This window comes from Marinobacter sp., from assembly GCF_046484525.1.
GTDB lineage: Bacteria > Pseudomonadota > Gammaproteobacteria > Pseudomonadales > Oleiphilaceae > Marinobacter.
Map to the genome: position 1 here is coordinate 1 of NZ_JAWOIS010000011.1, position 25,882 is coordinate 25,882.

The 25,882-nt window shown below is 59.2% G+C and carries 35 protein-coding genes; 24 read left to right on the forward strand and 11 right to left on the reverse strand.

Going from position 1 to position 25,882, the window contains the following annotated elements; genetic code table 11:
- Positions 1 to 401 precede the first annotated feature (401 nt).
- The 5 genes from R6W86_RS02070 to R6W86_RS02090 all read left to right on the forward strand — a co-directional run bounded on the left by R6W86_RS02070 (position 402) and on the right by R6W86_RS02090 (position 2,620).
- A complete protein-coding gene (locus tag R6W86_RS02070; protein ID WP_410327736.1) occupies positions 402 to 818 on the forward strand; it encodes a DUF6647 family protein in 417 nt (138 codons plus the stop codon).
- A 302-nt stretch (positions 819 to 1,120) separates the two neighbouring features.
- Positions 1,121 to 1,582 carry a methyltransferase family protein gene (locus tag R6W86_RS02075; protein WP_410327737.1) on the forward strand — a complete coding sequence of 154 codons (462 nt, stop codon included), beginning with the start codon at positions 1,121 to 1,123 and terminating at the stop codon, positions 1,580 to 1,582.
- 78 nt (positions 1,583 to 1,660) lie between these two features.
- The gene (locus tag R6W86_RS02080) at positions 1,661 to 1,993 is read left to right on the forward strand and encodes an SMR family transporter (RefSeq protein WP_410327738.1); all 333 of its coding nucleotides are present in this window, start codon (positions 1,661 to 1,663) and stop codon (positions 1,991 to 1,993) included.
- Between the two features lie 43 nt (positions 1,994 to 2,036).
- Complete coding sequence (locus R6W86_RS02085; RefSeq protein ID WP_410327739.1) at positions 2,037 to 2,267, forward strand: hypothetical protein; 231 nt, start codon at positions 2,037 to 2,039, stop codon at positions 2,265 to 2,267.
- A 2-nt stretch (positions 2,268 to 2,269) separates the two neighbouring features.
- Complete coding sequence (locus R6W86_RS02090) at positions 2,270 to 2,620, forward strand: DUF3147 family protein (protein WP_410327740.1); 351 nt, start codon at positions 2,270 to 2,272, stop codon at positions 2,618 to 2,620.
- On the opposite strand, the gene R6W86_RS02095 is transcribed toward R6W86_RS02090, so the two are convergent.
- Both R6W86_RS02095 and R6W86_RS02100 read right to left on the reverse strand, forming a co-directional pair.
- Entirely contained in the window at positions 2,617 to 3,438 is an 822-nt protein-coding gene (locus tag R6W86_RS02095) for a zinc-dependent peptidase (protein WP_410327741.1), read from the reverse strand. The two genes, R6W86_RS02090 and R6W86_RS02095, sit on opposite strands and share 4 nt — an antisense overlap.
- Before the next feature lie 131 nt (positions 3,439 to 3,569).
- Positions 3,570 to 4,136 carry an OsmC family protein gene (locus R6W86_RS02100; protein WP_410327742.1) on the reverse strand — a complete coding sequence of 189 codons (567 nt, stop codon included), beginning with the start codon at positions 4,134 to 4,136 and terminating at the stop codon, positions 3,570 to 3,572.
- Positions 4,137 to 4,297: 161 nt separating this feature from the next.
- Between R6W86_RS02100 and R6W86_RS02105 the strand changes: the two genes are divergently transcribed.
- From R6W86_RS02105 to R6W86_RS02125, 5 genes are all read left to right on the forward strand, one after another.
- A complete protein-coding gene (locus R6W86_RS02105) occupies positions 4,298 to 5,326 on the forward strand; it encodes a GlxA family transcriptional regulator (RefSeq protein ID WP_410327743.1) in 1,029 nt (342 codons plus the stop codon).
- A 66-nt stretch (positions 5,327 to 5,392) separates the two neighbouring features.
- Positions 5,393 to 5,848: a CopD family protein gene (locus tag R6W86_RS02110; RefSeq protein ID WP_410327744.1), complete on the forward strand. Its 456-nt coding sequence runs from the start codon at positions 5,393 to 5,395 to the stop codon at positions 5,846 to 5,848.
- Positions 5,849 to 5,880: 32 nt separating this feature from the next.
- A complete protein-coding gene (locus tag R6W86_RS02115; protein WP_410327745.1) occupies positions 5,881 to 6,324 on the forward strand; it encodes a MaoC family dehydratase in 444 nt (147 codons plus the stop codon).
- Between the two features lie 20 nt (positions 6,325 to 6,344).
- Entirely contained in the window at positions 6,345 to 7,178 is an 834-nt protein-coding gene (locus R6W86_RS02120; protein ID WP_410327746.1) for a DUF6544 family protein, read from the forward strand.
- Positions 7,171 to 8,004 carry a CPBP family intramembrane glutamic endopeptidase gene (locus R6W86_RS02125; RefSeq protein ID WP_410327747.1) on the forward strand — a complete coding sequence of 278 codons (834 nt, stop codon included), beginning with the start codon at positions 7,171 to 7,173 and terminating at the stop codon, positions 8,002 to 8,004. The genes R6W86_RS02120 and R6W86_RS02125 overlap by 8 nt, the downstream gene beginning before the upstream one ends.
- A gap of 10 nt (positions 8,005 to 8,014) precedes the next feature.
- On the opposite strand, the gene R6W86_RS02130 is transcribed toward R6W86_RS02125, so the two are convergent.
- On the reverse strand, positions 8,015 to 8,434 hold the full coding sequence (locus R6W86_RS02130) for a universal stress protein (RefSeq protein WP_410327748.1): 420 nt from the start codon (positions 8,432 to 8,434) through the stop codon (positions 8,015 to 8,017).
- 161 nt (positions 8,435 to 8,595) lie between these two features.
- Between R6W86_RS02130 and R6W86_RS02135 the strand changes: the two genes are divergently transcribed.
- Both R6W86_RS02135 and R6W86_RS02140 read left to right on the forward strand, forming a co-directional pair.
- Positions 8,596 to 8,928: an antibiotic biosynthesis monooxygenase family protein gene (locus R6W86_RS02135; protein WP_410327749.1), complete on the forward strand. Its 333-nt coding sequence runs from the start codon at positions 8,596 to 8,598 to the stop codon at positions 8,926 to 8,928.
- Positions 8,929 to 9,007: 79 nt separating this feature from the next.
- Positions 9,008 to 10,507: a CoA-acylating methylmalonate-semialdehyde dehydrogenase gene (locus R6W86_RS02140; RefSeq protein ID WP_410327750.1), complete on the forward strand. Its 1,500-nt coding sequence runs from the start codon at positions 9,008 to 9,010 to the stop codon at positions 10,505 to 10,507.
- 39 nt (positions 10,508 to 10,546) lie between these two features.
- On the opposite strand, the gene R6W86_RS02145 is transcribed toward R6W86_RS02140, so the two are convergent.
- Positions 10,547 to 11,524: a ribonuclease Z gene (locus tag R6W86_RS02145; protein WP_410327751.1), complete on the reverse strand. Its 978-nt coding sequence runs from the start codon at positions 11,522 to 11,524 to the stop codon at positions 10,547 to 10,549.
- Positions 11,525 to 11,593: 69 nt separating this feature from the next.
- On the opposite strand from R6W86_RS02145, the gene R6W86_RS02150 reads away from it, so the two are divergent.
- Positions 11,594 to 12,229: a phosphoribosyltransferase gene (locus R6W86_RS02150; protein WP_410327752.1), complete on the forward strand. Its 636-nt coding sequence runs from the start codon at positions 11,594 to 11,596 to the stop codon at positions 12,227 to 12,229.
- A 50-nt stretch (positions 12,230 to 12,279) separates the two neighbouring features.
- Here the strand turns inward: R6W86_RS02150 and R6W86_RS02155 are convergent, their stop codons facing one another.
- A complete protein-coding gene (locus R6W86_RS02155) occupies positions 12,280 to 12,774 on the reverse strand; it encodes a hypothetical protein (RefSeq protein WP_410327753.1) in 495 nt (164 codons plus the stop codon).
- A gap of 230 nt (positions 12,775 to 13,004) precedes the next feature.
- Between R6W86_RS02155 and R6W86_RS02160 the strand changes: the two genes are divergently transcribed.
- Positions 13,005 to 13,880: a crotonase/enoyl-CoA hydratase family protein gene (locus R6W86_RS02160; protein ID WP_410327754.1), complete on the forward strand. Its 876-nt coding sequence runs from the start codon at positions 13,005 to 13,007 to the stop codon at positions 13,878 to 13,880.
- A 3-nt stretch (positions 13,881 to 13,883) separates the two neighbouring features.
- Entirely contained in the window at positions 13,884 to 14,480 is a 597-nt protein-coding gene (locus R6W86_RS02165) for a CPBP family intramembrane glutamic endopeptidase (protein ID WP_410327755.1), read from the forward strand.
- Positions 14,481 to 14,485: 5 nt separating this feature from the next.
- Here R6W86_RS02165 and R6W86_RS02170 read toward each other — a convergent pair whose 3' ends face one another.
- The 3 genes from R6W86_RS02170 to R6W86_RS02180 form a co-directional block, all read right to left on the reverse strand.
- The gene (locus R6W86_RS02170; protein WP_410327756.1) at positions 14,486 to 14,890 is read right to left on the reverse strand and encodes a DUF2721 domain-containing protein; all 405 of its coding nucleotides are present in this window, start codon (positions 14,888 to 14,890) and stop codon (positions 14,486 to 14,488) included.
- 104 nt (positions 14,891 to 14,994) lie between these two features.
- The gene (locus R6W86_RS02175) at positions 14,995 to 15,564 is read right to left on the reverse strand and encodes an NnrU family protein (RefSeq protein WP_410327757.1); all 570 of its coding nucleotides are present in this window, start codon (positions 15,562 to 15,564) and stop codon (positions 14,995 to 14,997) included.
- Positions 15,561 to 16,466: a LysR family transcriptional regulator ArgP gene (locus R6W86_RS02180; RefSeq protein ID WP_410327758.1), complete on the reverse strand. Its 906-nt coding sequence runs from the start codon at positions 16,464 to 16,466 to the stop codon at positions 15,561 to 15,563. Before R6W86_RS02180 ends, R6W86_RS02175 begins: the two co-directional genes overlap by 4 nt.
- 88 nt (positions 16,467 to 16,554) lie before the next feature.
- Between R6W86_RS02180 and R6W86_RS02185 the strand changes: the two genes are divergently transcribed.
- Positions 16,555 to 17,160 carry a LysE/ArgO family amino acid transporter gene (locus R6W86_RS02185; RefSeq protein WP_410327759.1) on the forward strand — a complete coding sequence of 202 codons (606 nt, stop codon included), beginning with the start codon at positions 16,555 to 16,557 and terminating at the stop codon, positions 17,158 to 17,160.
- Positions 17,161 to 17,188: 28 nt separating this feature from the next.
- Here R6W86_RS02185 and R6W86_RS02190 read toward each other — a convergent pair whose 3' ends face one another.
- Positions 17,189 to 17,587: a C40 family peptidase gene (locus tag R6W86_RS02190; protein ID WP_410327760.1), complete on the reverse strand. Its 399-nt coding sequence runs from the start codon at positions 17,585 to 17,587 to the stop codon at positions 17,189 to 17,191.
- A 200-nt stretch (positions 17,588 to 17,787) separates the two neighbouring features.
- Between R6W86_RS02190 and R6W86_RS02195 the strand changes: the two genes are divergently transcribed.
- The 3 genes from R6W86_RS02195 to R6W86_RS02205 are packed head-to-tail and all read left to right on the forward strand — an operon-like array spanning position 17,788 to position 20,341.
- Positions 17,788 to 19,707: a YdbH domain-containing protein gene (locus R6W86_RS02195; RefSeq protein ID WP_410327761.1), complete on the forward strand. Its 1,920-nt coding sequence runs from the start codon at positions 17,788 to 17,790 to the stop codon at positions 19,705 to 19,707.
- A gap of 36 nt (positions 19,708 to 19,743) precedes the next feature.
- Positions 19,744 to 19,965: a YnbE family lipoprotein gene (locus tag R6W86_RS02200; protein ID WP_410327762.1), complete on the forward strand. Its 222-nt coding sequence runs from the start codon at positions 19,744 to 19,746 to the stop codon at positions 19,963 to 19,965.
- A 31-nt stretch (positions 19,966 to 19,996) separates the two neighbouring features.
- Entirely contained in the window at positions 19,997 to 20,341 is a 345-nt protein-coding gene (locus R6W86_RS02205; protein ID WP_410327763.1) for a YdbL family protein, read from the forward strand.
- Between the two features lie 15 nt (positions 20,342 to 20,356).
- Here the strand turns inward: R6W86_RS02205 and R6W86_RS02210 are convergent, their stop codons facing one another.
- Complete coding sequence (locus tag R6W86_RS02210) at positions 20,357 to 21,028, reverse strand: SOS response-associated peptidase (protein ID WP_410327764.1); 672 nt, start codon at positions 21,026 to 21,028, stop codon at positions 20,357 to 20,359.
- Between the two features lie 8 nt (positions 21,029 to 21,036).
- Positions 21,037 to 22,095, reverse strand: a complete 1,059-nt coding sequence (locus tag R6W86_RS02215) for an alpha/beta hydrolase (RefSeq protein ID WP_410327770.1) — start codon at positions 22,093 to 22,095, stop codon at positions 21,037 to 21,039.
- A gap of 109 nt (positions 22,096 to 22,204) precedes the next feature.
- Here R6W86_RS02215 and R6W86_RS02220 point away from each other — a divergent pair, with 109 nt between their 5' ends.
- The 5 genes from R6W86_RS02220 to R6W86_RS02240 form a co-directional block, all read left to right on the forward strand.
- Positions 22,205 to 22,522, forward strand: a complete 318-nt coding sequence (locus R6W86_RS02220; RefSeq protein WP_410327765.1) for a DUF2007 domain-containing protein — start codon at positions 22,205 to 22,207, stop codon at positions 22,520 to 22,522.
- 37 nt (positions 22,523 to 22,559) lie between these two features.
- Positions 22,560 to 23,231, forward strand: coding sequence for an SDR family oxidoreductase (locus R6W86_RS02225; protein WP_410327766.1), 672 nt, complete (start codon positions 22,560 to 22,562; stop codon positions 23,229 to 23,231).
- A gap of 12 nt (positions 23,232 to 23,243) precedes the next feature.
- Entirely contained in the window at positions 23,244 to 24,002 is a 759-nt protein-coding gene (locus tag R6W86_RS02230; RefSeq protein ID WP_410327767.1) for an SDR family oxidoreductase, read from the forward strand.
- A gap of 3 nt (positions 24,003 to 24,005) precedes the next feature.
- The gene (gene thpR / locus R6W86_RS02235) at positions 24,006 to 24,575 is read left to right on the forward strand and encodes an RNA 2',3'-cyclic phosphodiesterase (RefSeq protein ID WP_410327768.1); all 570 of its coding nucleotides are present in this window, start codon (positions 24,006 to 24,008) and stop codon (positions 24,573 to 24,575) included.
- Between the two features lie 42 nt (positions 24,576 to 24,617).
- On the forward strand, positions 24,618 to 25,882 hold a 1,265-nt coding region (locus R6W86_RS02240), incomplete at its 3' end, for a nitrilase-related carbon-nitrogen hydrolase (RefSeq protein ID WP_410327769.1).

The following is a 25,882-nucleotide window of genomic DNA, read 5'->3' on the forward strand; positions in this document are numbered from 1 at the left end:
GTGGTTCCACATCAAGTGCTGGCAACATCGGTCAGGGGCCCCAGCGCCGCGCCCTTCGGGAGCCACTGAGAGCCTTGATAGCTGCGTTGCTCTGACTCGATTTGGAACCACCAAACCTTCGCCATCGCGCCTTGCTCTCAAGGCTCTCAGTGGCTCAGTAGGTCAGCGAATTAACCAGACGGGACACTAGCCTGACAGGACAGACCACCATTCACGAAGCTCTCTTGTGAAAGGGGATTGTCATGTTACGGGGCAGGCCTGGATCGTCCGGGCGCTCTCTTTTGACCAGGCGAATAGTGCTTCTCCGGCGCCAGTTTTTGCTGTGGTTGCTTGTGGTTTTCAGCGCGGTCCATGCTGTCAGCGCCCAAACCCCAGATAGTCGGCAGGCTGAATTACGGGCATTGGCCGATACGCTGAGCGGCTGGATCATCGAACGGACCGGTTATTCGGAAACGGAGCTTCCGGATATTCAGTTCAAAAGCCAGGCGGGACTGGAAGAACTGTGCTTTCCCGGATTTTCCCATGATCTTCTACCCAGCATTCGGGGCGCCTACGATGCCCGGTCGGTGGTTGTCTATCTGAATACCAACTTTGATTCTGACAGTCTTCTTGATATCAGTTACCTACTGCATGAGCTGGTGCATCATTTCCAGGTTCAGAATGTGCCCAGCAGCAACCGGGCCTCAAAGGCCGTCATGGAAGCCAGGGCACTTCGTATGCAGGCGGAATGGCTGGAGCAGAGAGGCTTGGCTGATGCAATGGAACAGTTGGGTGTCGACGAAAAAACACTTCGTATGCTGGAAGCCTCCCCCCGATAAAGGCCCGCAGTCCATTATCAGGCTGTCTGAAGCACGAACATCTGATGTGTCGGGGCTCGAACGGCACCATGGCCAACGCCTTCAGCGTGTCCTTATTCCGAACCCGCCCCCCATCGTTCGAGTTTTGAGCACACGCGCATAAAATCGGACATATACTGTTCGTCTGCATTCACATCTTTCGATTACCATTTGAATTCGAGGGTATTTCTCTCGTTGAACCCCCCGGCGATCAGTTCATGTTTGCTATTAGTAGACAATGGTGCCGGGGAACAGGTCAAAGAAAAGCCGGACGTCATTCGATCATGAACGCACTTGAACTCAAGGTCCCACCCCTGCTACTGGTTATCCTCTTCGGAGGTGCGATGTGGGCTGTCTCCCGCCTTCTGCCTGCCGGTTACCTCACTATCCCCGGCAAGCTCTGGCTTTCCGCTGCCGTTTTGGCAATCGGTGCATGCATTGCTTTGCTGGGCGTTCTTGAGTTCAGGTCTGCGGACACCACGGTCGACCCGCGCACGCCCCATGAAGCTGACACTCTGGTGGTAAAGGGTGTGTACCGTTACACCAGAAACCCGATGTATCTGGGATTCCTGCTGATGCTTGTCGCCTGGGGGCTGTTCCTGGGCAGCGTATTCGCCGCTTTATTGTTGCCACTGTTTATCGTCTACATGAACCGGTTCCAGATCCTGCCGGAGGAACGACATATGCGCGCATTGTTCGGAGAGACCTATGATCGCTATGCATCTCAGGTGCGGCGTTGGTTGTGAAATCACTAGCGCTCCGGGGTAGGCAAGCCTGATCCTACCCGTTAAAGTTCGGCCCTTTTCCGTATCGGATGGTCATTGATGAAAAGCTGGATTTTTCTTGGAATCGCAATCGTCGCCGAGGTGCTTGCAACGTCCGCACTGAAGGCCAGTGCCGGGTTCACCAAACTGGTGCCGAGCGTTCTGGTGGTCGGAGGCTACGCCATCGCGTTCTACTTTCTGGCACTCACGCTCAAGGCTATTCCAGTTGGCATTGCCTATGCTGTATGGGCCGGTCTGGGCATTCTGCTGGTGGCGCTGATTGGTTGGCTGGCCTTTGGCCAGCGGCTGGACCTGCCCGCGGTAATCGGGATGACGCTGATTGTTTCGGGTGTGCTCGTCATCAGTCTGCTTTCGAATTCCAGTGCCCACTAGTGCGAGCAAATATGGGCCCGATTGATAAGGTTCAGGTAGCCCCATGAAAGAGGATGATTTGGATACCCTGCTGGAAACCGTTCCGGATGTGCGAGATGGCCTGACCCGTACCGAGCGGATCATCCTGTATGTGCTGAATGAAACCCAGCGGGAACTGAACGGCCGCAACGTGCCTACGGTAATGCTTTATGGCCGGGTACTGGAGTATGTGAATATCAGTGAGCAGGAACTCCAGGTTTATCTGGACCGACTGGGTGTCAAAGGAGACGGATAACGTTGGTTTACTACATCACCAAAGTGGCTGTGACTGCCATCCTGGTTGTTCTCATTTCTGAAATCGCCAAGCGCAGCTCCGTGATCGGGGCCATCCTCGCTTCGGTGCCGCTGACCTCCGTCCTCGCCATGATCTGGCTGTATGTGGATACCGGAGATGTGCAGAAGATCGGCGAGTTGGCCTCCAGTATCTTCTGGCTGGTCCTGCCATCCCTGGCGCTGTTCATTGCCTTGCCGCTGTTGATAGCGAAAGGGATGAATTTCTACCTGAGCCTGATTATTTCGATCGGTATCACTGCGATCTGTTATCTGGTGATGGTGCTCGTGTTGAAGCACTTCGGGATCAGTCATTAGCCTGGGTTGAGCGGGTCGAATCGGTAGTAGTCCCTGAGGGCATTGAACACTTTCGGCTGCTCGTGTCGCAAGTGCGCCGGCTGCTGGAAGAAGGCTTCGGTCAGTACTGCGAAGAACTCCGCCGGCTCGGTGGCACCATACGGATCGAGCCAGGGCTTGTGGTGGTGCTCGATGGTGTTTTGCAGGTGTTCGTAGGCTTCCGTCATGGTGTGTTGCCAGTGGCTTGCCTGCTCACCGCTGAGCGGAGGCGCGCCATCGGCGGAGCCATCCAGGTAGTCAAGTTGGTGGGCGAACTCATGGAGGATCACGTTGTGCGGGCTGTGGGAATCGTTGGCCGCGTGCTCGCATTGGCTCCAGGCCAGCACCACCTGACCGTGGCTTGAGGCCTCTCCCGCCCGAACCTCCTCGCCTTCGTGAACGATCATGCCATGTTCCCAGGCGTGCTGTACGCGGTAGACATCCGGGTACACCAGGATGCTGCGGATATCGTCGTAGTGGGAGAAGGAGCGGCCAAGCAGCAGAAGGCAGGCGTGGCCGGCAATCGTCAGCCGAACACGTTCGTCCACTTCAAAGCCGTCGCAGCCGTAGAAGTCTTTTTCCGAGAGGAAAAGCTGAACAAAGCGTTCCAGGATCGCTTTTTGTGGTTCCGGCAATCGGCGGTAAAAGGGTACCTGCTGCTCAAGCACCGGCCGCCACTGCTCGGGAAAGGGCTGGCTGAGCTCCCGTTTGCGGCGCCAGGTTCGATAGAAAAACAGGTAGAACACCGAGACCGAAATCAGGATGACCGCAAAAACGGCAAATACCACGGGTGATGACATACAACTCCTGCCGGATGGGCGTCGACTTACTCCCGATCATACCTGAAAGTCCCATTATCCACCGAACAGGAAAGGTCGAATCAGTCAGCCTGTCTGGAACTCCGGGGCGGAAGCCGCCCCGGAGTTGTCGATCAGGCCCGCTCGAGGGTCACCGGCACCGGCCGGCACACGGTATTGCAGACCGGGGAGTGGTCCCTGGCAAAGCTGAGCAGGTCATCCAGTTCCTCATCGCTGCAATCGGCCTCGATGTCCATCGCGATGCGGATGCTTTCATAGCCGATGGTGGCGTCGTCGTTCAGTGCCAGCAAACCTTCCAGGTTGATATTGCCGGACAGTCTGGTGGCCAGCTTGTGGATGGTGATACCCCGCGCCGCGGCATGCAGCACCGTGGTGGTGGTCACACATCCGGCCAGGGCGTGCAGCAGGAATTCCACCGGGTTGGCACCCTCGTTGTGGCCGAGAAGGACAGGCGGCTCGCCATTGGTGAAGACATAGTCTTCGGTCCGGGATGTGTCCTCGGTGCCGGCGCCATGGAAGCCGCGGATGGTGGAGCGGTTTTCGCCGCCGTTCACCCACTCGTTGCGGGCCCGGAATTCGAACTGTGCGAGAGCGGGATCGTTCTTCAGGGCTTCAACAGTCTGGCCCATCTGTACCAGATCGAGGCCGTTGCGGGTTTGGATGTGTACCTGGGTATTCATGTTCATTCACCTTGCTTCATTGTCGTTGAGATCCCCGGAGAGTCCGGGAGGCGCTTTATACGGCGCCTGGGTATAAAGTAAGGGTTTGAGGGCTGCGGGATCAGATGGACTTCTGACAAAAAGAGGGCATTCATGCCACGAAATGTCGGGAGGGCCGAAAAATGGGGCCGAAACAGACGAAAGTCCTGATTCTCGCGCTACCGGAAACAGCCGGGTCAGCGCTTTACGGAATGGTGGATGTGCTAATGGCCACCGGAAATATCTGGCAGACTCTGGTGGGTGACGCCATTCCTTGCCAGCCCTTCGATGTGCGCATCATTTCGGTGCAACCCGCGCCCTTCCATTGCGGCCACGGCATTCCGGTGGAGCCGGCGTGCACCATCGACGATGAGCCTTGCGGTGAACTTCTGATCCTGCCGGAAATCTGGCTCGGACCGGCGGAGGATCTCAGCGGCCGGTATGAGGCGCTCATGGAGTGGATCAAGCACGGTTATCGATCCGGCATGACCATCTATTCGGCCTGCTCCGGCTCGGTGCTGTTGGCTGAGAGCGGCTTGTTGGATCACTGCGAAGCTACGTCCCATTGGGGTTACCAGGAACTGTTTCGAACCCGCTACCCGAAGGTGCATTTTCGCCCGGAGAGCAACCTGGTCTATGCCCATCCGGGCGGCCGGTTGGTGACAGCCGGCGGGACAACGTCCTGGCATGACCTGGCGCTTCATATCATTGCCCGTTATGTGGGGATCGGCGAGGCGCTCCGTATTGCCAAGGTGTATCTGCTGAAGTGGCATGGGGAGGGGCAGTTGCCGTTTACCGGGCTGGTTCGCCGAACCCATCATGCGGATTCCGCTGTACGCAAATGCGAGGAGTGGCTCAAGGAGCATTTCCGGGAGCCGGGTGCCATTACCCGGCTGGTTGAGGCCTCGTCGCTTCCCGAGCGAACGTTGAAGCGACGGTTCAAGGAGGCCACCGGTACCTCCCTTATCGGATACCTGCAGAACCTGCGTATCGAGGAGGCGAAAAGGGCGCTTGAGCATGGCAATCTGTCCGTGGAGGAGGTAAGCCTGGCCGCCGGTTATGAGGATGTCTCCTTCTTCCGCAGGCTGTTCAAACGCCTCACCGGTCTTACGCCTGGCGAATACCGGCGCCTGTTCCGGCCGTTGCTGGAGGAGTCGGCACTAACTTCGTGACGGGTTGGCTTTGTGGCGGGGGGCGCTTATGCTCATCACACATATTTCTCTTCCGGGAGTCGTTTTATGAGTCTGGCTGTTGCTTTGCACGTCCTTTCCGCAGTGATCTGGGTCGGCGGCATGTTTTTCGCCTACATGGCCATGCGGCCGGCAGTGGTCGAAGTGATCGAGGCGTCCCAGCGCGGTGTGCTCTGGTGTCACACCCTGTCCCGGTTTTTCCGGTGGGTATGGGCGGCCGTGATCCTTTTGCTGGTGACCGGTTACTGGATGATCTTCAGTGTGTTTGGCGGCATGGCGGGCGCCGGCTGGCATATCCACGCCATGCAGGGGCTGGGCATCGTGATGATGTTGCTTTATTTCCACGTGTATTTCGCGCCCTTCCGGCGGCTCAAGCAGGCCGTCACCAACAAGGATCCCCAGGAAGGCGGGCGTCAGGTGGCACAGATCCGCAAGCTGGTGGGCACCAACCTGATCCTGGGATTGATCGTGGTGGCGATCGGTGCCGGTGGTCGGTATCTCTGAACCAGGCGGCTGTTGATCGGAGATCCGGATTGATGTCACCCATACGCGAGAAGGCCATTGCGGGTCTGAAGGCCGGCGACTCCTTTACCATCACCCGCACCTTTACCGAACAGGAAACCCAGGCGTTCGGCGAGATCAGCCGGGACCACAATCCGGTTCACTACGATGATCGGTTTGCCGTGGAAAAGAACCTGCAGGGCCGGATCTGCCACGGGCTGCTGGTGGGCGGAATGATTACCGAAGTGGGCGGCCAGATCGGCTGGCTCGCCTCCGGGATGAATTTCCGGTTCCGGCGGCCGGTGTACTTCGGGGAAACCATTGCCTGCGTGTTCACGATCACCGAGGTGGACGAAAGGAACCGAGCGAGGGCGGAGGCGGTTCTGTCGAACCAGCATGGAGAAACAGTGATCGAAGCCTGGCTGACGGGCGTGCTGCCCGGTGAGCCGGAGCGACAGATCATGGCCAGTAACAAATAGACAAGGAAAGTCCTGTAACCATGGTGATCTACACACTCAGCACTCTGATCTTGCTCGTACTTGCCGGACTGTCTGCCCGCCGCTTTGCCGATCACAGGGCAGATCGACAGATCATGGAATCACTGGTCCGGAACCAACCACGGGATCCCGCCCGGTTTGACCCGGCCATGGTCGACCACCTGCCGGAACCAGCCCGGCGTTACTTTCGCTACACCATCGCCCCGGAAACGCCGCTGTATACCGTGGCAAGGTTCTCAATGGAGGGAAAGTTCGGGATGGGAGTCCGGGACATGCCAAATTACCTGGCGATGTCGGCCCGGCAGATCCTGGCCGCGCCGGTCGGTTTCATCTGGAGCATGAATGCGCGGCGCGACTGGATGCGGATCTCCGGTTCGGACACCGGTCGCTGGACACGTTTCTGGTTAATGGGGCTGCTGCCAGTGGCCCGCATGGGGGGTACGCGGGATCACGACCGTTCGGCATTCGGGCGGTACGTGGCAGAAGCCGTGTTCTGGACGCCCGCAGCGCTGCTGCCCGGGCCAAACGTGCATTGGGAGCTGGTGGATGTGAACGTCGCCCGGGTAACGCTACGCCATAACGGTTTATCCCAATCGGTGGATGTGACGGTTGCAGAGGATGGCCAGCCGCTACAGGTGCGCTTTGACCGCTGGAGTAATGCCAACCCGGAAAAGGAATACCGCTGGCAGCCTTTTGGGGGCTACCTCTCGGAATTTCGGGAAGTGGATGGCTTCAGGTTGCCGATGCATGTTGAGGCCGGCAACCATTTCGGAACGGAGCGCTATTTTCCGTTCTTTGTGGTGGATGTAACGGAGATCAGTTTTCCCAATGACTGAGCAGAGAGAGCGGGTGGCGAAGCTGGGGATCTGGGTTCGCGCACATCCGGTGCTGGCATTTCCTCTGGTGTATCTGGGCTGGGCATACCTGTTCTGGGCGCCAGTCGTGCTTTCGGACTCGTCGGTCTGGGCCTTCCCCAATCTGTTGTGGTTTCTGTTGGGTGGTGCCAGCCCGTTGGTGGCCGGGCTATCACTGGCGGCGCTTTCCGGCGGCAGGCGCCAGTTGCGTGATCTGGGCAGGAGGCTGGTGGACTGGCGCCGTATTCCCGGCCGCTGGTGGTTGATTATCGTGTTGTTCTGGCTGATTTTCGATCTGGCCAAAGCCGGTGTCGCGCTGGCCCTCGGTATCGCCGATACTCCCCTCGATCCGGACTGGGGGTTGTTTTCCAACCCAGGCCCTCTGTTGTTTCTTCTGCTGTTATCTTTCGTGTTTCCGGCGATTGAGGAAGTAGGCCTGAGGGGCTATTACCTCGAGACTCTGCAACAACACCTGAACCCGGTCCTGTCTGGCGTGATCAATGGCCTGGTCTGGGCCACCTGGCATGCGCCCTTTGTCTGGTTCCCTGGCTACTATGCCAATACCACCTTCAACCCGGAGCTATACTGGTGGCTGCCCATGATTGTCTGCCATACCCTGATGATCATGCATGTCTATAATTGCACCGGGCGCAGTATCCTGGCGGTACTGGTCTTCCACGCGATGATGAACTTCACCGGCGAGTGGCTGCGCATTTCGCCGGATATGTATCCTTTCATGCTTGCCGGTAATGTCATTCTCGCCGCACTGGCTGTTCTGGTGTGGCAAAAACGGAGTTTGGCGAGCTGATGCTCGGTGCTTAGCGAACAACGAAGATCGACACATCACTTTGCTTTACCAGCCTGGCAGCGTTGGAATGCAGAATATGCAGCCGGTCGCCGGTGCCGGGCGGATGGGAGGCCATCACCACAAGATCCGCGCCTGTTTCCTTGATCACATCCAGAAGCCTGTCATCAAGTTCCACTGCTGTGTCCGGCGTCTCAATCACTCTTGACTGGGTCTTGATGCCGTGGGACTTGCCTTGTTCCTCTGCGAACTCCTGGAGCTTTTCCGCCAGCTCTTTGGGATTGTGTGCGGCTGCACCCGGCGTCGTGTTGGTGATGGTCACGTAGCAGAGGATGGAGTTGTAATGCTTGGCGATATCAATGGCTGTCTCCAGCGTTTTGGGCATTTTCTCCAAGTGAGACAGATCCACCGGAACCAGGATTTTGCTGTACATGGCGTGTTTCTCCTGTGTGGCTTGTCACATGGGTGTTGTGCTAAATACTCAAAGAGTGGCATCCAAAAGCGGATGCTGCCAATTCTTTGGCCAGCTGGTTTGATTCGAAGCAAATTCACTCGGACTATGGTAGGGAAGCAAAGGCGAAAAGGGAGCGAGCGATGAAATATATCTTCGAAGTCCGGGTCCAGGAAGGCCACACCGCCGAGGAATACGCCGACGCCTGGATTCGCGCCAGCGAACTGATCCAACAGGCGCCGGGCGCCCGCGGCACCATGCTCCACCGGAAAATTGGAGAGCCGAACACCCTGATTGCCATCGCATCCTGGGACAGCAAGGATGCGCGGGATGCCATGGAGTCGGGTAAGGACCCCCGCATAACAGAAATTATCCGCAGCGCAGCCCCCTTTGTGGAGATCACTCCGCTGGGAGAGTTCGAGGAGCCAGAGTGGGTGGTGATGCCGCCGGACTCCGGACAGGAATGGGGAATGTGAGCGACAGCTGACCCGGCGAGGAACGATTCAGTGGTCTATATTTATTCGACGCCCTGTCTCGTTCATCCGGAGGTCAGTCATGTCTGTTCGTGAGATACCCCTTTTCATTGATGGTAAGCCAGTCCATTCGGAGAGTGCGGAGTGGCGCGATGTTATTAATCCGGCCACCCAGGAGGTGGTATCCCGGGTGCCGTTTGCCACCGAGGCTGAGGTGGAGCGGGCGGTGGCGTCAGCCCGGGATGCATTCCGAGATTGGTGCAAAGTGCCGCTCGTTCAGCGCATGCGCATCATGCTGAAATTCCAGGCTCTGGTACGGGAGCACACCAGGGAGCTGGCGGAGTTGATAACCGAGGAACATGGCAAGACCCTGCCCGATGCCGAGGGTGAGGTTAGCCGGGGCCTGGAGGTCATCGAACACGCCTGTTCGATCACATCATTGCAGTTGGGTGAGATTGCCGAGAACGCTGCAGGTGGCGTGAATGTCTATTCGCTGAACCAGCCGCTGGGCGTGGGCGCGGGAATCACCGCTTTTAACTTCCCTGTGATGTTGCCCTGTTTCATGTTCCCGCTGGCCATCGCTGCCGGAAACACGTTTATCCTCAAGCCTTCCGAACAGGATCCCAGCTCCACCATGAGGTTGGTGGAACTGGCCCATGAGGCTGGCATTCCTGCCGGTGTTCTCAATGTGATCCATGGCGGCCCGGATGTGGCCAACATGATATGCGACCACCCGGATATCAAGGCACTGTCTTTCATTGGCTCCACCCACGTCGGTACTCACATATACAACCGCGCCGGTGCGGCCGGAAAACGCGTGCAGTCAATGATGGGGGCGAAGAACCACTGCGTCATCATGCCTGATGCCAACCGCAGCCAGGCCATCAACAACATGATCGGTTCGGCATTTGGTGCGGCCGGGCAGCGCTGCATGGCCAATTCGGTGTTGGTCCTGGTGGGCAAGGCCCGGGAATGGTTGCCGGAAATTGTCGAGAAATCTAAAAACCTGAAGGTTGGGCCGGGCATCCAGAGAGATGCGGATCTCGGCCCGCTGGTGTCGCCCCAGGCCCTCAAACGAGTGGTTGGCCTGATCGACAAAGGCGAGAAGGAGGGGGCGACCCTGGCCCTGGATGGTCGTGGTTGTACGGTTGAGGGGTATCCGGAGGGCAATTTCGTGGGGCCGACGATCTTCACCGATGTAAAAGCGGAAATGACCATCTACCGGGAGGAAATTTTCGGGCCGGTACTCTGCGTTGTGGAAGTGGATACCCTGGATGAAGCCATCGAATTCATCAACCGGAACCCGAACGGCAATGGCACTTCCATTTTCACCGGCTCCGGCTGGGCTGCCCGTCGCTTTGAAAACGACATCGATGTGGGGCAGGTGGGTATCAACGTGCCGATCCCGGTACCAGTTGCCTTCTTCAGCTTCACCGGCTCGCGGGGCTCGAAGCTGGGCGACCTGGGGCCCAACGGCAAGCAGGCGATCCAGTTCTGGACTCAGACGAAAACGGTTACCGCACGCTGGTTTGAGCCGGATCATCTGTCTGAAGAGGTGAATACCACCATCTCGATGAAGTAGCGCTGCGGTGCGTTTCGGAGCCGGTGGCCCAATGTTGATCTATTGCCCCGAGGGCTCCCGAAGCTGGAGTGTCAGGTCCTTTTCGAGCCGGTAGCTGGCGAAATCCCGGGCCAGAAAAAGCGTACCGCGATACAGGCCTGTCGCTTCCGCTTCGACTTCGCCGATGTGCGGATAGGCATCCCGGCTGAGCTGATAGCGGGAGCTGAAATGCGTCAGCACCAGGTTGGGAATGCCCACGGCCTCGGCGAATCGGGCGACCTGTGCCGCCGAGCTGTGCTGAGGCCAGGAGCCAACGCGGTCAGCGACTTCCTGGGTGTAGGTGGCCTCGTGGATCAGCACGTGGGCGTCCTGGCAGGCTGCTTCGAGTAATTCCGGGTTGTCGTTGTCGCCGCCCACCACGATTTTCCTGGGTTGCCGGGTAATGGCAGTGTACTGGTCACTACGAAGTACCGTCCCGTTCTCTTGCACCACATCCCTGCCTTGCTGCAATTCTCCCCATGCCGGGCCTGGTTCGACACTGTCGGCCTCAAGTTGGTCCTTCAGCAACTGCCGTTCAAGGTTCTTCTCGGTGAAGGTGAAGGCGCGGCTGGAGACCCGGTGGGAGAGCGGGGTGGTCATGACCTTGACTGCATCGTCTTCCCAATAGAATTCGTCGGCTTCCGAGTCGATGTATTTGAGCTCATAGCTCAGGCTGGAATCGCTGTTGCCCAGGGCGGTTTCCACAAAGGTTTTCACCGGCCTGGGAGCAATCAGGAACAGGGGCTCGGTACGGCCGAGCATGGAAGCGCTGGTAAGCAGGCCGGGCAGGCCGAAGGTGTGGTCACCGTGCACGTGGGTGATAAAAATCGCCTGCAGCTGCATCACGGAGTGGCGGGTGTGCAGCAGTTGGTGCTGGGTGCCTTCTCCGCAATCGATCAGGTACCAGTGCTTCGGTTTTCCGTGCATCAGTGCCAGGCCAGTGACATTCCGGGCCTTTGTCGGTGTGCCGGCGGAGGTGCCGAGGAAAGTGAAATCCATGGAGATTCCTGTGGTGGCTTTCCAGAGAGTATAAAATTGAAAGACAGGATCACAAGCAAGGAGTGCCCGATGGCAGAGCCAACAATCATGCAGGTCCAGTTACTCACACCGGATGAGGTGGTGGATGCCTGCGATACGGTGGCGCGGCACATCCTGGCAAGCCGGTTCCACCCGGGTATGATTGTCGCCGTCGCCCGTGGTGGTTTCATGCCTGCGCGTTTCCTGTGTGATTTCCTGAACCTGGGCACACTGTGTTCCATCCGTGTCCAGCATTACGAGGCCGGTGCCAGTAAGGGTGAGGAGGCTCGGGTGACCATTCCACTGGCAACGGACATCCGCGGCGCCCGGGTGCTGGTGGTTGACGATGTGAATGACAGCGGCGATACCCTGCGGGCCGCCCGCGCGTACCTGGAACCCCTCGGGCCGGCGGAGCTCCGGACCGCCGTACTCCACGAAAAACTGGTGACCACCTGCCCGGCGGATTTCAGTGCCGGTGAGGTGCGAAAGTGGCGTTGGATTCTTTATCCCTGGGCCATGGTGGAGGATATCGCCCAGTTTATCCGGGAAATGGTGCCGGCTCCTCAGGATGCAGCAGAAACCTTACGGCGTTTGCAAACCTGTTACGGGCTGGTGCTGACACGAGTTCAACTGACCCGTGTGGTTTATTTTGGTGGTCTGCCGCACTCACTGCTGCCTGCTACCTGAAAAAAAGAACCCGCACCTGCCAGGTGCGGGTTCGCGTCAAGCCAATGGCCTTACCAGCCCTGATAGTATTGGCGCTGGCGGTCCTGGATCTGTTGGCGCTGCTCGTCAGTGAGCACGTCGTTCATTTCTTCCTGGAATTTCTGACGCCGCTCGTACATCTCCTGCATTCTTTCCTGTTGCTGTTGCCTGTGCCGGTTCTGGATTTCCTGCATACGCTGTCTTTGTTCATCTGTCAGGTCCAATCCGGCACCCGGCCCCATGCCCGGGCAGCCGCCCATCATGCCCGTGCCATAGCCCATGCCGGGACCCATGCCACGTTGCATGCCGGGGCCGTAGCCCATGCCCGGCCCCATACCAGGTCCCATCATGCCCGGTCCCATACCAGGTCCCATCATACCAGGCCCCATGCCATAGCCCATTCCGTGGCCCATGCCAGGTCCCATCATGCCGGGCCCCATGTAACCCTGTGCCGCCGCGAGGCCGGAGAGACCAAGCCCCATAATGGAGAACAGCAATGTTTTCCTGAATGCTTCTGAAGTGCGCATTCCGGCTTCCTCCCTGTTGAATCAGATTATGAATCCCGAAAAAAGGGATTTGTTCACGTTAAAGCTTGGCACAAGTTTTTCTATGGGCAAGCTGAAGGGCAGAGCTGGGGCGGAGCTGTAATGCGCCGCTTTCGTCTGTGGCAGTTGAGCGGTATATTCGGAGGCAATCACGGAAAATCATCAGAAAATAGATGAAAATATTACGAAATTTCCGGTATTTATCGCTTTTAATGACCCAGCGGAGACAAAACGTGACCGAATCCTTCTCCTATCAGAGCTTCTCGGTTGGTGTGTCCAATCACATCGCCCATGTCCAGTTCAAGCGGCCTGACGCCCTCAACACCATGAACAAGGCCTTCTGGCTGGAATTGCCCCGTTGCATGCACGATATCGAAGCCAACTCCGATGCACGGGTCATCGTGATCTCGTCTACGGGCAAACATTTCTCCGCCGGCATGGATCTCGGAGTGTTTACTGATTCCAAAGCGGTGCCGATGGCTGGCGATCCCGGCCGGATGGCCGAGAACCTGCGCCGGGTGGTGCTGCAGCTGCAGGACACTCTGAGCTCCCTGGAGAAGGTGCGCTTGCCGGTGCTGGCGGCGGTGCATGGAGGCTGTATCGGTGGTGCACTGGACCTGGTCTGCGCGGCAGACAGCCGGTACTGCACCGCCGATGCCTACTTCACCATCAAGGAAACCGAACTGGGCATGACGGCGGATGTGGGCACTCTGCAACGCCTGCCCAAACTGATACCGGAAGGGGTGGTGCGTGAGCTGGCCTACACCGGCCGCAAGTTTGGCGCGGAAGAGGCTCACCGGCTGGGCTTCGTGAATGCCGTGTATGACAATCACGAAACCATGTTGGAAGGTGTGATGGAGATCGCCGCCCGGATTGCCGCCAATTCGCCGCTGGCCGTTACCGGCTGTAAGGAAATGATCAACTACAGCCGGGACCACTCCGTGGAGGACAGCCTGAAGTACATGGCCACCTGGCAGGCCGGCATGTTCCGCCCCAACGACATGATGAAGACCTTCCAGGCCAAGGGGCAGAAGCAGCCGCCAGAGTACGATGATCTGTTTCCGGTAAAAGACCTGTTCAGCCAGTAAGTCATGGCAAAATCCGGAGGTTCTTCCATCTCCACCAGGGCTGCCCTGGTTTTTCAGGGTGGCATTGGTGTCGTTGGCCTGTTGGCAATCTGGTTGTTCGGCATCCCCGTTCAGTGGGGTGGCTTGGGCGGGGTCGAGATCGTGCTGTACGGCTCTCTTGGCGCTATCGGCACTTATCTCACCCTGATTCTGGTAACCCGGATTCCGGGGTTGTTCCCGGACAATCTGGAACGGCAGATGCGGGGGCTGCACCGTTTCGCCCGAAGCTTTTCCTGGATGGTTCTGGTGGCCTTGTCGGTGCTCGCCGGTGTCGGGGAGGAGCTTCTGTTCCGGGGCGCCGTCCAGGGCTGGCTGATTCAGCACACCGGGCCCTGGACTGCGGTTATTGCATCGTCAGTGCTGTTTGGCCTGGTCCACTACGTGTCATTTACCTATTTCCTGGTGGCCACCGGGCTCGGTCTGGTCCTGGGCGTTGCCTACCATCTCTCCGCCAGCCTGGGCATGGTCATGCTCTGGCATGCGCTTTACGACGTGCTGGCCCTCTATTGCCTGCTGCGCTTCCCCCACTGGTTTGGAATTGACTCCACGGGCTCACGGTAGTCGCCTCAGCCCTGACTCTCGCTTTTTCTCGCCTCGAAGTTGGAGAGTTCTACGTTGATTGCGTTGGTGGAAATCTGGATCTCGTACAGCGAGTAAAGGAGCGATAGCGACAGCACGACCAGACTGATACCAAACGCCACAATGCCCGGCATTTCAGATCCCAGAAACAGCAGGAACATGGAGACTGTGCACAGGAAAAAACTGAGCACGCCAAATGTCTGCATTCGTTTGGTCAGCACGATGCGCTTTCTCAGCATACCGATCTGGCGGGCAATCAGGGCGTGATCGTCTTCGGAACCCATCTGCTTGAGCTGGCGGATCAACTGCGCCAGCACCAGGAATCGGTTGGTGTAAGCCAGCAACAGCAGCGAGATGGCCGGGAAGAGCAGCGCGGGGGTGGTCAGGTCCAAATGTAAATCCTGTAATGTGCCAGTGTGGTTTCTTGCCAGTTTTCGAAGGCAATAAGCTCTTTACTGATAACTGGTTGGTTGTAAACATGAGCCCGAGCCATTGCTCAGACCGGTGATACGCCAAAGAGCCACTGGTGGGCCCAGAAGACCGTGATGACGTATACCGCCAGGCCACCGACAACTGCAATGGCATCGTTTGCCCGTGACGCCGGCAGCGTCGGGATTGACCGCTCGGTGCGACGTTTCATGGAGATCCGGTCCACCACCGCCCAGGCCAGGAAAGCGCCGAAAAGCAGTACATCATGCAACATGCCGTTTGCCAGCAGGTGCGCCAGGGCCCAGAGTTTTACGGCAACCAGCATCGGATGTTTGAGCGTTGCCTTGATCTTCCCGGGGAAATACGTGGCGAACAGCAACGGAAAAACCGGAATAAGCAACAGCATGGCCAGGTGCCGGAGCCATCCGGCAGGTGTGTACAGTATCGTTGGGTCCGTCCGGGCAGCCCCATATCCCCAAACAATCAGCACCAGGCCGATGATAGAAACCAGCGAGTAGAGGCCTTTGAAGGCGCCCTCCCCAAGACGATCGTGTAGCCGGTTGCGTAGTGGCTCATTGACGATGGACAGGGAGTGGATTCCCAGAAACAGGATCAGGCCAACAATCAATATGGTCATATAAAGCGACTCCTTGGTTTGTTCCTTTCCGAGTTAAGCACACAGGCATTCTGCAGGGCCTTGGTAAGGCGATCCATGGCACCTCCGCTGTGGCGCCAGAAATGCCAGTATAGCTCCACTTCCAATTGTTGCCCGGTGGCGATGCTGGTCAGTCTTCCCGCCTCCAGTTCTTCCCGCACCTGAATTTCCGGAATCATGCCATAGCCCATGCCGGCGGTTGCCAGCTTTACAAAGCCTTCTGAGGACGGGCAGAGATGGTGGGGAAAGGAACCATGAAAACCGCATTGTGCCAGAAAACGATGCTGCAACTGATCGTTCGGTCCGAATACGATCGCCGGTGCTTTTCGCAAAGCTGGCTCGGTCAGTCCCCCTGGAAAATGCCGCCCGATGTAATCGGGGGTTGCCAGCGGCAAGTAGATCATTGAGCCCAGTGACACGCATCGCGCGCCCGCGACCGGTTGTGGGCTGCTGCACAGGCAGGCGGCGACATCGCCCTCGCGCATTCGGCGCAGACCAATGTCCTGATCCTCTATCACAAGGTCGAGTAACAGCTCCTCGTCCCGGCAGAAGTCAGCGATGGCATCGGCCCACCAGGTGGCCAGGCTGTCGGCGTTCAAAGCAATGCGTAGCCGCGCCGAGGGCTCGTTGAGGATAGGCAGGGATTTCGCCAGGTCCCGTTCCAGCAACTGCACCTGCTGAACGTGGTTGAGCAGCCGCTGGCCGGCGGGCGTGGCCTTCAGGGCTGGACTGCGAACGAGCACCGGCTGACCCAGCCGAATCTCCAGTGTGCGGATTCGCTGGGATACCGCCGACTGGCTGAGCCCGAGGGCAGTGCCGGCGCGTTCAAAACCTCCGCATTCGACAACCGTCGCCAGCGCTTCCAGCAATTTGTAGTCAATCATAAGGAAAACTGATGCAATATTATGAGTATGAATTTTCAGTATATAGTCGTCGAGGTATGCTTGCGCCAGTTTTTCAGGGAGATTGAGCGTGTTTGAGAGTTATCTGACAGGGTTGGTGGTTTGCGGCGGGATTATTGTGGCGATCGGCGTCCAGAATGCCTACGTATTGAGCCAGGCTATCCGCCGCGAGCATCACTGGTGGTCAGCCGGGCTGTGTATGGCTTCGGATGTGATCCTGTTTACCCTCGGCATGTTCGGTGTGAGTGCGGCATTGATGGCGATGCCCCAGGCCCTGGAGTTGCTGCGCTGGCTGGGTGTCGCGTTTCTTGGCTGGCTGGCCCTGCAGGCGCTGGTCCGGGCAAGTCGGGGCAGGGTGGCGCTGGAGGCCGGCGAAGTCGCCCGGCGCAGCCTGAAAGGGGTCCTGTTTACCACCCTGGCCGTCACCTTACTCAATCCCCAGGTTTATCTGGACACCCTGCTGCTGATTCCGGCCGTGGGCGCCCAGCAGGAGGACGCCACCAGCTTTGTGGCAGGTGCCAGCAGCGCTTCGATCCTGTGGTTCGGCGGGCTGGCCTGGTGCGGCTCGGCACTGGCACCGGTCCTGTCACGGCCGGCGGCCTGGCGGATAATTGATGGGGTAATCGGACTGATGATGGCCGCCATTGCCATGCAACTGGCCATTGGAGGGCTGTAATTCTGTTGCCGGGCCGGCGACATGCCGGTCACTTCTCTTCGAAACGCCGTGCTTCGGTAAAACGGTCTGCCCAGTAATAGCCGTCCAGTTCTGACAGGGTGACTCCGACGGAGGTGGACGCATGAATGAACCGGTTCTCCCCCATGTAGATGCCGGCATGCTGCTCCTTGCCGCCAATCCTGAAAAACACCAGGTCTCCCGGTTCTACCTGGTCCGGCGATACCTCTCGGCCATGGCGAAGCATCTGGGCGGTGGTGCGGGGCAGTTGCTGGCCAAGGCCCTCCTGATAGGCGGTGATGATAAACCCGGAACAATCGAATCCCTGGGCTGACATGCCACCGTACTGGTAGGGCGTACCCTGATAGCGCTCGAAGACCTGCCACAACCGGTCGACCTTCTCCGGCGAATCCGGAGCTTCAATCGTCAAAAACTCCCCTGTCTCCCTGGCTGGCAGATGCTGATTACTGGCACACCCGCCAAGCGCCAGCCCCAGTAATGTCATAACGAGTATTTGTCGCAGCATTGACGCCATGCCGTTACTCCGCAACATTGAATCTGTATAAACCTTATTACTGATTGGGCCGGATGTCAGGTTACGGCTTGTTTGATGTTGGCAGGAAGCGATTTGTGGGAGCAGAAAAACGTACAAGGGCCAGCAGGATCGGCCGGTGGGTAGCCGGGGTCGTTGTTGTTCTGTTGCTTGTGGTGATCGGCGCCGGTGTCTATGCCCGGGACGCCTGGCAGCAGCTGATGGCGAACCAGGCAATCCAGAAGTTCGACTGGCAGGGATTGCACCTCTCATTGGACGGAATTCGTGCCGATGGCTTCTCCCTCGTCAGCTCCGATCCGGCGCGGCCGTTCGCGGTAAGCGGTTCCGGATTTGTGCTGGGCTGGGACTGGCAGAGCTTCTCGCTGGCCAGCGTCCGGATTGAACAGCTTGAAGTTGAAATACCCGCATGGCCAGAGCCAGCGCCGGATGGATCAGGAGCGAGTCAGTCGCTGTCGCCCGAGCAGACGCCGGCGTGGTTTCCGGACACCCTTTCAGTGAGCAGTTTACGGGTCGATCTGCCCAGGGAAACCGAAATCCGCGGAAGCCTTTACGTCGAGATGGCCCCGGACCCGGCGCAATGGCGGATGGAGACAACCGAACTCTGGATCAGCGGTTCGTTGCCGGACTCCGAGCGTTCAGGATGGCGTATCAGCGGTGCAGAGGGGCGTATCGGCCTGGCCGGAACCGCGGGAGTGGAGTCAGCCACGCTGGAGTTTCTGGCCGGCTCAACCCTGCAAATGGATGGTGTGAGTAGTCCGGATGATGGTGCGACATTTGCTCTGGGGCAGTTAGAGGCGCGGCCGGGCGGTAGCACGCTGGAAGCCGGCTACAGCCTGAGCGACCGAAGCCTGAAGACAATGCGATTGGCAGGTCCCCTGGCGATTGATATCGGGACGTTGCAACAGGCCAACCTGAAGCCGCAATCCTGGAGCTTTGAGGGCCAGCTGGATACGGATCTGAACCGGGTCGACGTCCGTGGTGTAGTGAAGGGGGCTGCTGGGCTGGTGTTGGACGTCGATGCCCGCTGGCCATTAGCCGCAACGCCACAGCTGACGGTCAGTGGGGAGCTGGACGGCAGTCAGGCGAGCCGGGCGTTGGCGGGAACCTTGGAACAATGGCCTGCCGGAGTCGAGATCAGCGATGGGCGTCTTTCTGTGCAGGCCAGTGTTCGCCTGCCAGACACGGGGCCAGAGCTTGAGGGCAAGGTCATCGCCAGCGGGATGTCCGGTATTGTGGATCGAATGGCCTGGACCGGACTGGATGGCACCCTGGAGCTGTCCTTGGAAGACGCCCTGGTCGCCCGCACCTCGGAGCTTCAGTTGGAACAGCTCAATCCCGGCGTACCGCTGGGGCCGGTCTCCCTCGCGGGCAGCTACCGTGCACCGTTGCAGGCGCTGGCAAAAGGAACCGTTTCGCTGATCCAGGGGCATGCCGGATTTCTGGGTGGGGAGATCCGGGTCAAACCGGGTGAGTGGAACCTGGCTGATCTGCCAGTGACCGTCCCTGTGTGGCTTAATGACATACAGGTCAACCGCCTGATGACCGTCTATCCTGCCGAGGGACTGGCCGGTACTGGCACACTTCAGGGTGAGGTGCCGCTGGTGATCAGCCGGCAGGGCGTGCAGGTTGCCGGAGGCAACATCAGGGCCGTCGCGCCTGGAGGCACCCTGAAACTCCCCGCGGACCGGTTGCAGGCACTGGCCCGCAATAACGAGACCATGGATCTGGTGGTCCGGGCCCTTCAGGACTTTAACTATTCCGTGCTCAACAGCACGATAGACTATGATCAGGAAGGAACTCTGAACCTTGGCCTCCGGCTTGAGGGCAGTAGTCCCCAGATACGGGGTGGTCACCCGATTGTGGTGAACATCAACCTGCAGGAGGATATTCCGGCACTGTTGACCAGCCTGCAGCTTAGTGGTCGGGTCAATGAAGCGGTCACCGAGAAAGTCCGGAAACTGATGGAAAAGCGTGAGGCTGGTAATGGGGAAAACTGATCCTGCTTTGCCGGCCACAATCAACGGGGGAGATCTATGAAAGCGCAGAGCCGGACATCCGCCGGCACCGCCCGGTTACGACAGGGGGCTGTGATAGGTACCATCGCCCTGCTGTCCGCGGCCTGCACGCCAACCGTGCAGATGGCAGCGCCCAAGGAGCCCATTACCGTCAACCTGAACGTCAAGATCCAGCACGAGATCTACGTGAAAGTTGATAAGGAAGTGGACGAGTTGTTCGAAGACCAGGGCCTGTTCTGATGGTCTGGGACGCTTCAACGGGGAGAGAATCATGAGACTGTTCAGTAAATTCGGCGTGCTTCTGCTGGCCCTGTGTCTGAGCCTGCCAGCGCTTGCCATGAGTCTTGAAGAGGCCAAGCAGCAGCTCGATACTGCCAAGCAATCCGGGCTGGTGGGTGAGACGCCCTCGGGTTATCTGGCGGTGGTGAAGGCGGACGGAAACGCCCGGGAAATTGTCGAGGCCATCAACGAGGCCCGCCGCCAGGAATACAGCCGCATTGCCTCGAAGCACAATATTCCGGTTGCCGAAGTGGAGGCTGTTGCCGGCAAGAAGGCGGTGGAAAAGACTCCTGCCGGCCAGTTTGTCCGTATCGGTGACAAGTGGGTGCGGAAATAGCCGGCCGATCCCGGTCTACTTTACCCTCTGTAAAAGCTCCGGATCGTTGTGGCGGGGATTGTTGACCGCCTGGGACACCTCGTATTCCTCGAAACGCTCTGGCGGCAGCCGGTGGGTTACCGCCCGGATCTCGCCGCGGCCGGTGAGTTCCGGGTTGAGCCAGTCTCGCAGGCAGTCGGGGTCCAGCACCACGGGCTGGCGGTCGTGGATGTGCTTCAGGGCCTCGTGCGCCGGTTCAGTGATGATGGCGCAGGCTGTGGTCTCATCCCCTTCCATCGGCGCCCAGACGCCGGCAAAAAAGATCGCCGGGTCCTTGTCCGGAGTCTTCGTAGTGACGTAGTGAGGTTCCTTGCCATGCTCCGTTGCCATCCATTCATACCAGCCATTGGCGGGGATCAGGCACCGGTGGTGTGCGAAGGCCTCCCGGAAGTATTTTGAAGTGGCCACGGTTTCAGCCCTGGCGTTAATGGGTGAGGGCGCTTTCTCGCCGGCCCAGACCGGACGGAAGCCCCAGTGGGAGTGGGCCATGACCAGAGTGCCGTTCATCGCCATGCGGATCATGGGAATGCCTACGCCGGGCGTGACGTTGTAGCTGGGGACAAACCGGCCGTCCACCTCCAGGCCTTCCGGGAAATACTCCAGAATCAGGGTTTCCGGCGGTGTGTAAAAGGTGAATCGTCCGCACATGGGGTAACCTATTCGCTCTTGCCGGCCTCGACATCGGCCAGGAATTCCCGGATGTCCTCGAACGCTTCTTCGGCCTCCGGGAGCATGTCACCAAAAATGTGCCACACGTGCACCATGCCCGGCCAGGTGTGAAGCTCCACCACGGATCCTTCGGACTGGGCCTTGGCCGCATAGCGCCGGGCGTTATCCAGCAGCATTTCGGTATCACTGGCGTGGATCAGGGTCGGCGGCAGGTTGGCGAGCGTGCCTCGCAGTGGAGAGGCGACCGGATTGGTCGGTGATACCCGGAGTGCCGCCAGGGTGCCCCACCAGATAATCGGCAGCGGTATCTTGGCCAGCCCGCCAAACACAGGGCCCAATAACGGATCGGTGGGAATGTTGTTACGATTGCTGGGTGCGGTCAGGGTCAGGTCGGTTGACGGTGCCAGCGCAACCGCCGCATCGGCCTGCCTGAGCCCGTTATCCCTCGCCCAGGCCAGAAGGCTGAGGGTATGACTGCCACCGGCGGAGTCTCCCGCCACAACGATAAAACTGGCGCGCTCCCGACCGTCCGGTCCGTGATCCAGCAGCCAGCTGTAGGCCCTTTCGCAGTCCCGTACCCCATCCATGAAACGGAATTCCGGCATCAGCCGGTAATCCACGGCGAAAACCGCGGCATTGGTCAGCCTGGAGAACCGGTCGGTAATGGTCCGGTGGCTTCTGGGACTGCCCGCTGCCCAGGCCCCACCGTGGATGTAGAGCACACGCCGGCGGGTATCGACGCCCGGCGCAATGACCCATTCGCCGCGCGGAGCCGCGTTATGCCGGAACTCGGATACCAGCTCCACGCCTTCGCTGAGGGTATCCATGTGCTGGCGCAGGGCTATCAACCGGGCCTTGCCCTTGAGGTCCTTGGCAGCTTCCCTCAGCTCCCGGAGCTGTCCCAGAACCTGTTGATGACCTTCGCTCGGGGTTCTTTCCCGCACCGGGTAATCGCTGTCGTCCAGATGGGACAGGTCTTCAATCCTGAACAGGAAAAAGGTGGCGGCCACGATGAGCACCACGATGGCCAGAACAATCCAGATAATATCCACTGCGTATCCTTGATGGCTCCCTGGAGCGGGTGGGTCTATGCTGAAATCATAACCGCGTTAACGGGCGGGTGCTGCCCCTGAATGTCACAGAAGGAGTAGGCCTTTGCAAATAGCCTATCGGGCCCGGGACATTACTGAAGCACACATTGTAGCCGGGTTTCTGGAGGTCCATGGTATCGAATCCTACGTTGGCGGCCATTACCTGCAAGGCGCTCTGGGTGAGATCGGTGCGGCGGGTTTCAGCAATGTCCATGTGGATGATGAAGACCTCTACCGGGCCCGGGAGCTGATCCGGGAGTACGAGGAGGGTGACTCCACAGTAACCGCCACGTCCTCGGATCAGGACAAGCCCGACCAGTACGCCCGCTGGTTTCTGTTGGCACTGATCGTTACAGTGTGGCTGCTTGCTCAGATCTACTGATCCAACCAATTGAATCCAAAAGTGAAACGGAGGAATCATGTCTGCATCCGGAGTTGTTGTCATTACCGGTGCCAACCGGGGAATCGGCCTGGAACTGGCGCGGCATTATGCCCGTGAGGGCTGCGATGTGATCGGCGTATGCCGGCAATCTTCCGATGAGCTGGGAGAAGTGGCCTCCGAAGTCATCGACGGGATCGATGTCACCACCGACGCCGGCATCGAAAAACTGAAATCGGCCCTGGCGGGCAAGAAGATCCAGCTGCTCATCAACAATGCCGGCCTGCTGCAGGACGAACAGCTTGGCAGCATCGATTTCGATTCCATCCGCAAGCAGATGGAGATCAATGCCTACGCGCCGCTGCGGGTAGCCGAGGCACTGGTCCCGCAGATTGAAGAGGGCGGCAAGATCGCTAACATCACTAGCCGTATGGGCTCCATTGCCGATAACGACTCCGGAGGGCGCTATGGTTATCGCGCCTCCAAGGCGGCTCTCAACGCTTTCGGTAAGTCCCTGGCTGTGGACCTCAAACCGAGGGGCATTGCCGTGGCCCAATTGCATCCGGGCTATGTTAAGACCCGCATGGTGAACTTCGGGGGGATGATCACACCCGAGGAATCCGCCCGCGGGCTTGCGGAACGGATTGCCAATTTGGACCTGGGGAACACGGGATCGTTCTGGCACAGCAATGGCGATGAGCTGCCCTGGTAAACGGAGGTCAATGTGACAAACGAAGCCCGAGTTGTCCTGGTAACCGGCGGTGCCCGGGGGATTGGCCGCGGCCTGGTGCAGTTCCTCGCGGACCGTGGCTGGCAGGTCGCCTTCTGCGATGTCGACCGGGAACAGGGCGAGTGGTTGCAGCAAAGGCTGGGCGACCCGACGCGGTATTTCCCGGCCGATGTCGCCAGCGAAGAGGAGGTTGTCCGTTTGATCCGTGCCGCGACCGACTGGCATGGCCGGCTGGATGCGGTGATCAACAACGCCGGGCTGGCCGGCCCGGAAAACGGGCCGGTGGAAGAGCTGGATCTGGCTGTCTGGCAGCGTCGGCTGGATGTGAACCTGACCGGCCCCTTCCTGGTCACCAAGCATGCGGTACCCCATCTCCGCAAAAACGGCGGTACCATCGTCAATATCGCCTCAACCCGGGCTTTGCAGTCCGAGCCCGACACCGAGGCCTATGCTGCCACCAAGGGCGGCATCGTCGCCCTGACTCACGCCCTGGCCATGAGCCTGGGGCCGGAGATACGCGTCAACTGCATCAGCCCGGGCTGGATCGACACCCGTGCGTGGCAGAATAAGGAGCAAAAGGCACCGCCGCTTTCGGATTCCGACCACAGCCAGCATCCGGCCGGACGGGTGGGGGAACCGCGGGATATTGCCAGCCTCGCGGCCTTCCTGATTTCCGGAGAAGCGGGTTTTATCACCGGCCAGAACTATGTGGTGGACGGCGGTATGACCCGCAAGATGATCTACGAGGACTGAGCCGTGCCTCGGGTGTTTTTCGGAGTGGAAATCCCGTCAGACGTCAAAAAGCGCTTGTTGAAGCTCAAGAGTCCGATCAACGGGGCCCGATGGCAGAGCCGTAATCAACTGCACATGACCCTGGTCTTTATCGGAAGCGTGGAAGATGGTGATCTGGAGACCTTGAGCTACGCAGCCTCCCTGGTTTCCGCGCCTGCCTTCGAGGTGGAAGCGACCGGTCTGGGTGCTTTTGGCCGGCCGGAACACCCCCGGAACCTCTGGGCCGGCGTCTCCCCGGAGGCGCCAGTGGCGGAGCTGTACCGGCAGCTGTCGACTCAGGTTGCGGCCGCCGGCTTCGAGATCGAGCACCGTGGTTTCCGGCCACATGTCACGGTGTCGCGGTTCCGCAAGCAGGCTACCTCGGTTGTGAACCTGCTGGAGGAACACGGGCAGGACTGCTTCGGGGTTCTCCCGGTGACGGATTTTGTCCTGTTCGAAAGCGCCCCGGGACCCGGAGGCTCGGTATATACCGTGATCGAACGGTTCCCGCTGCAGCCACCGCTTGACGAAACAGATCAGCCCGACCAAATATGAGTGCATGCCCCCGCGCATTTCCGCGCCCGCTTCGAGGTATGTATGTGTCCACCTTTCTCCGATCCCGACCAGCGCCTTTTTGTTCGCAACGCCACCCTGGCTGACATTCCCGGCATCATCGAACTGAGCCGTCGGGTCTACGAGGGCACCGGCATGTACGGCTACACCAAGGGGCCCCTGACCGGGCAGATCAACACCTTCCCGGAGGGGCAGTTTGTCGCCATGCTCGGGGACCAGGTGGTGGGCTACTGTGCCACTTTCCGGATCGCCGGCGAGGTGGCCCTGGCCCGCCATGACTGGACGTCGATCACCGGCAACGGTTATGCCTCCCGCCATGACCCGGAGGGCGACTGGCTTTATGGCATGGAGGTGTGTGTTGATCCTGAGTGCCGCGGGTACCGGATCGGCGAGCGCCTGTATAACGAACGAAAAAACCTGTGCCAGGCCCTGAACCTCCAGGGCGTGGTGTTTGCCGGGCGTTTACCTACCCTGCGCCAGAAACTGAAGAAGTACGGCACGGTGGAGGCCTACGTTGAGGCCATCCGTAACAAGGAACAGAAGGACCCGGTGCTGTCGTTCCAGATGCATCAGGGCTTCGAGGTCCACGGCATCATTCCCCATTACCTGGATGCCGACCATGATTCCATGGGTTATGGCATTCATCTGGTCTGGCGAAATCCCAAGGTCCCCCAGAGTGGACGGGACGAGAAGCGCAAGCGTTACGGGCGCCGGATGCCGGATACCGTTCGTATCGGCACGGTCCAGTACCAGCAAAGACCGGTGGCTTCGTTCGATGAATTCAGCGAGATCGTCCGTTACTTCGTGGATGTTGTCTCTACCTACAAGGGCGATTTCGTGGTATTCCCCGAGCTGTTCACCCTCCAGTTGCTATCCATCGAGGCCCGTGGCGGCAGCCCGGCGGAGGCGTTCTCGGCGGTCACCCATTACGCCGAACGCTACCGGGAGCTGATGCGGGATCTCGCACTGCGCTACAACATCAACATCGTGGCGGGCTCCACCCCGGTGCGGGAGGAGGATGGCAGTATCCGGAACATGGCCCACGTGTTCCTGCGCGATGGCCGGGTGTACACCCAGCCGAAGATTCACCCGACACCTAACGAGGCCTACTGGTGGAATGTGCGTGGCGGTGACCGTGTGAATGCGATAGAAACCGATTGCGGTACGATCGGAGTGCTGATCTGTTATGACGCGGAGTTTCCGGAGCTGGCCCGGCACCTGGTGGATCAGGGGGTGAGTATCATTTTCGTGCCGTTCTGCACCGATGAACGCCAGAGTTACCTGCGGGT

What these genes read in the sequence shown, in the direction of transcription:
- R6W86_RS02075 (WP_410327737.1), top strand. Translation starts at nt 1,121, where the DNA reads ATGAACGCACTTGAACTCAAGGTCCCACCCCTGCTACTGGTTATCCTC.
- R6W86_RS02080 (WP_410327738.1), top strand. Translation starts at nt 1,661, where the DNA reads ATGAAAAGCTGGATTTTTCTTGGAATCGCAATCGTCGCCGAGGTGCTT.
- R6W86_RS02085 (WP_410327739.1), top strand. Translation starts at nt 2,037, where the DNA reads ATGAAAGAGGATGATTTGGATACCCTGCTGGAAACCGTTCCGGATGTG.
- R6W86_RS02095 (WP_410327741.1), bottom strand. Translation starts at nt 3,438, where the DNA reads ATGTCATCACCCGTGGTATTTGCCGTTTTTGCGGTCATCCTGATTTCG.
- R6W86_RS02100 (WP_410327742.1), bottom strand. Translation starts at nt 4,136, where the DNA reads ATGAATACCCAGGTACACATCCAAACCCGCAACGGCCTCGATCTGGTA.
- R6W86_RS02105 (WP_410327743.1), top strand. Translation starts at nt 4,298, where the DNA reads ATGGGGCCGAAACAGACGAAAGTCCTGATTCTCGCGCTACCGGAAACA.
- R6W86_RS02110 (WP_410327744.1), top strand. Translation starts at nt 5,393, where the DNA reads ATGAGTCTGGCTGTTGCTTTGCACGTCCTTTCCGCAGTGATCTGGGTC.
- R6W86_RS02115 (WP_410327745.1), top strand. Translation starts at nt 5,881, where the DNA reads ATGTCACCCATACGCGAGAAGGCCATTGCGGGTCTGAAGGCCGGCGAC.
- R6W86_RS02120 (WP_410327746.1), top strand. Translation starts at nt 6,345, where the DNA reads ATGGTGATCTACACACTCAGCACTCTGATCTTGCTCGTACTTGCCGGA.
- R6W86_RS02125 (WP_410327747.1), top strand. Translation starts at nt 7,171, where the DNA reads ATGACTGAGCAGAGAGAGCGGGTGGCGAAGCTGGGGATCTGGGTTCGC.
- R6W86_RS02130 (WP_410327748.1), bottom strand. Translation starts at nt 8,434, where the DNA reads ATGTACAGCAAAATCCTGGTTCCGGTGGATCTGTCTCACTTGGAGAAA.
- R6W86_RS02135 (WP_410327749.1), top strand. Translation starts at nt 8,596, where the DNA reads ATGAAATATATCTTCGAAGTCCGGGTCCAGGAAGGCCACACCGCCGAG.
- R6W86_RS02140 (WP_410327750.1), top strand. Translation starts at nt 9,008, where the DNA reads ATGTCTGTTCGTGAGATACCCCTTTTCATTGATGGTAAGCCAGTCCAT.
- R6W86_RS02145 (WP_410327751.1), bottom strand. Translation starts at nt 11,524, where the DNA reads ATGGATTTCACTTTCCTCGGCACCTCCGCCGGCACACCGACAAAGGCC.
- R6W86_RS02150 (WP_410327752.1), top strand. Translation starts at nt 11,594, where the DNA reads ATGGCAGAGCCAACAATCATGCAGGTCCAGTTACTCACACCGGATGAG.
- R6W86_RS02155 (WP_410327753.1), bottom strand. Translation starts at nt 12,774, where the DNA reads ATGCGCACTTCAGAAGCATTCAGGAAAACATTGCTGTTCTCCATTATG.
- R6W86_RS02160 (WP_410327754.1), top strand. Translation starts at nt 13,005, where the DNA reads ATGACCCAGCGGAGACAAAACGTGACCGAATCCTTCTCCTATCAGAGC.
- R6W86_RS02165 (WP_410327755.1), top strand. Translation starts at nt 13,884, where the DNA reads ATGGCAAAATCCGGAGGTTCTTCCATCTCCACCAGGGCTGCCCTGGTT.
- R6W86_RS02175 (WP_410327757.1), bottom strand. Translation starts at nt 15,564, where the DNA reads ATGACCATATTGATTGTTGGCCTGATCCTGTTTCTGGGAATCCACTCC.
- R6W86_RS02180 (WP_410327758.1), bottom strand. Translation starts at nt 16,466, where the DNA reads ATGATTGACTACAAATTGCTGGAAGCGCTGGCGACGGTTGTCGAATGC.
- R6W86_RS02200 (WP_410327762.1), top strand. Translation starts at nt 19,744, where the DNA reads ATGAAAGCGCAGAGCCGGACATCCGCCGGCACCGCCCGGTTACGACAG.
- R6W86_RS02205 (WP_410327763.1), top strand. Translation starts at nt 19,997, where the DNA reads ATGAGACTGTTCAGTAAATTCGGCGTGCTTCTGCTGGCCCTGTGTCTG.
- R6W86_RS02210 (WP_410327764.1), bottom strand. Translation starts at nt 21,028, where the DNA reads ATGTGCGGACGATTCACCTTTTACACACCGCCGGAAACCCTGATTCTG.
- R6W86_RS02225 (WP_410327766.1), top strand. Translation starts at nt 22,560, where the DNA reads ATGTCTGCATCCGGAGTTGTTGTCATTACCGGTGCCAACCGGGGAATC.